General features: G+C 58.7%; 3 protein-coding genes. 2 read left to right on the forward strand and 1 reads right to left on the reverse strand.

Annotation, left to right across the window (positions count from 1 at the left end; translation table 11 throughout):
* Both EPO09_RS00470 and EPO09_RS00475 read left to right on the forward strand, forming a co-directional pair.
* A partial coding sequence (locus EPO09_RS00470) for a collagen binding domain-containing protein (RefSeq protein ID WP_290639106.1) occupies positions 1 to 826 on the forward strand: 826 nt, incomplete at its 5' end.
* Between the two features lie 103 nt (positions 827 to 929).
* Positions 930 to 1,532: an isoprenylcysteine carboxylmethyltransferase family protein gene (locus tag EPO09_RS00475; RefSeq protein WP_290639108.1), complete on the forward strand. Its 603-nt coding sequence runs from the start codon at positions 930 to 932 to the stop codon at positions 1,530 to 1,532.
* Positions 1,533 to 1,586: 54 nt separating this feature from the next.
* Here EPO09_RS00475 and EPO09_RS00480 read toward each other — a convergent pair.
* A partial coding sequence (locus tag EPO09_RS00480) for a hypothetical protein (protein WP_290639110.1) occupies positions 1,587 to 2,744 on the reverse strand: 1,158 nt, incomplete at its 5' end.

Below are 2,744 nucleotides of genomic sequence, written 5' to 3' on the forward strand. Positions count from 1 at the left end.
TCTCAACCTGAGCGCCGGCTACCGGCTCAACGGTGGCGTGCTGCACAGCACCGTGGCCAGCAGCACGCAGTTCTCCTCGGGTGTGAGCAAGCGCTTTGGCGGCTTTGCCGTGGCCGTGAGCGGTGCCTATTCGACCCGGCATGAGTTGGTGCTGGGGCTTCAGCTTTTCGTGGCTTTGGGGCGGGATCCCCGGTCCGGCACATGGTTTGCCGATGCGCAGCCCTTGGCGGGAACAGGCGCGGCATCTGTGCAGGCCTTTGTCGATCGCAATATGAACGGCGTGCGCGATGCAGGCGAGGAGCCGGTGCCCAACGCAGGTTTCCTGATCGGATCAGGGGGGCGATATCCAGTCCGTACCGATGGCGATGGCAAGGCCTTCATCCACCGGCTGAGCCCCGGTCAGTACACCGACATCGCGCTGGACCCCTCCACGCTGGAGGATCCGCAGTGGAAGCCTGCGTTCAAGGGCATGCGCGTGCTGCCCAGGCCTGGCCTGGTTCAGGCCATCGATTTTCCTGTCGTCTACACGGCAGAAGTAGAGGGGACCGTCTTCCTGGTGGATGCGGCAGGCCACCGGCGCGGCATTGGCGATGCAAGGCTGGAGCTGGTCAACGATGACGGCGACGTGCTGGCCACGACACGCAGTTCACCTGACGGCTACTACCTGCTGCACCAGGTCATGCCAGGGCGGGCCACCTTGAGAATTGCGCCCGAGCAGGCTCGCAAGCTGCGGCTGAGCGGTGCCTTGTCTCGCGTGCTGGATGTGCCTCCAGATGGTGAGTTCCTGTCTGGCCAGGATTTTGAATTGAGCATCACGCCACGCTGAACCTGTTCTTGCTTGCCCCCGTTTTGCGGGGTGGGAAAGTCCTCTCGGATTGACAAGTCCCATCTGAAAGAATATGCGGGACATCAAACATGCTGTAGTTGCCATGGATTTCTCCACACTTCTCGTTTTCAAATTTCCTTACGCGCTGGCCTTCTGGGGTGTGCTGGCATGGGTCTACACCATGGAGAGCATCGAGCACAAGCGCAAGTCTGCCCGCATGGCTGCTCACAGTGGCGATGATCGATATTCAGGCTTGGTGATCGCGGTAGGGGCCAGTGTGCTGCAGGTGCTCGCCTTCATGCTGGCAACCCAGACCCAGTGGGCCGTGCCTGCCGATGTGCAAGCCCCCATGCTGTATGCCGGTGTGGCCACGATCGCTGCGGGCATGCTGTTGCGCATGTACTGCTGGCGCGTTCTGGGCAATTTCTTCACCCCGACGGTGACCATTGCCAGTGACCACAAAGTGGTAGATCAAGGGCCTTATCGTTTTGTGCGTCACCCGTCTTATCTGGGGGCGCTGATGACCTTGGCCGGCGTTGGCCTGGCCTTGCATAACTGGATGGCACTGTGCGTGTTGATGGTCGGTTCGTTTGGCATCTATGTCTACCGCATCGAAGTGGAAGAGCAGGCCCTGGAGCGTGCGCTGGGTGATACCTATGCGCAGTTCAAGAAGAGCCGCAAGCGCCTGATCCCCTTTGTCTATTGACGGCGGCAACAAGGCGAATAAAAAAGGCCACCGATCTGGTGGCCTTTTTCGTTGCTACTTCTTCTTGTTGATGTAGTCCATCACAGCCTTGCTGATGTCGTACTGCGCGATCTTCACCGATTGCCCGATGGCTGGCATGGCCAGGGTGTGTACGCCATCCTGGGCCCAAGTGAAGAAGCGCCAATGGCTGCTTTGAACCGAATCAGGGAAGCGGAAGAGCGCAACGCTGGGCACCTTGTCTTCGGTGATGGCCTCTACAGTCACGGTGATGCCGCCCATGTGCATCGTGTCGCCAACCTTGAAGGGTTGCAGTCGGACATCTCTTGCAATGGAGCCTCGGTAGCCCGTTAGCACGGTCAGGCGCAGTGATTGTTCATCCACGCGTGTCAGGGTCATGGCCTGGTTGTTCGGCCCCAAGGTGCGCATGGTTGCGGGGTTGATGCGTCCTTTGTACTGGCGGGTCAGCGGATAGTAATAAACAGCCTCGCCAGCCGGGGGATTGATGAGCACGAAATCTTCTGGGTGCGCCGTGGCCGCATCTGGCAAAGCCAGCGGCGCCAGATCCTCACCGGCCTGATTCAGGGCTTTCATCATGGCCGACGAGGCCACTTTGCCGATGGGGAAAACGACAAGATGAACAAATCCAATCAGATATACAAACCATTTTGCGAAGCCAATCATGCCGCCTTTTAATTGGGCGCGATGCTGCCATGTCTGCAATATGACGATGGCCAGCATGCCGCTCGCACCAATATCTGAATTGACGGTGAGGCGGTCAAATGGGTAGCCAGCACACGCAGGTATAAGAGAAATAATGGCGCCAGCCGCATAGAATCGACCCAGTGCACTGCTGAAACCGCCAAGGCGATATATGGCGTAAACCAACAAAATCAGCAAACTGACGGCCGATCCTGCGTAGATATATTGGGTTATGCGATCGAGTTGCTCGAACATCATGGAAGAAATACCCAACCACTGGGCTGCCATCAGCACGGGCAGGCGCAATACCAGCAGGCCGGTGAATCGGGCAGGGTTGGATGTAGGGTCTACATAACCGGGGGAGCCAAAGCTGCCGTAGCCCAGATGGCCATGCGTGGCTTTCCAGATCAGTACCAGCAGCACGAAGGGCGTCAAGGCCTTGATGCGGGCTCGCACAGGGCGATCGCCTTCCAGGAAGAGGCTGTAGGCCAACAGATAGCCCATGGTCTGGAT

The organism is Aquabacterium sp., from assembly GCF_004297345.1.
In the GTDB taxonomy this organism is placed as follows: domain Bacteria; phylum Pseudomonadota; class Gammaproteobacteria; order Burkholderiales; family Burkholderiaceae_C; genus Aquabacterium.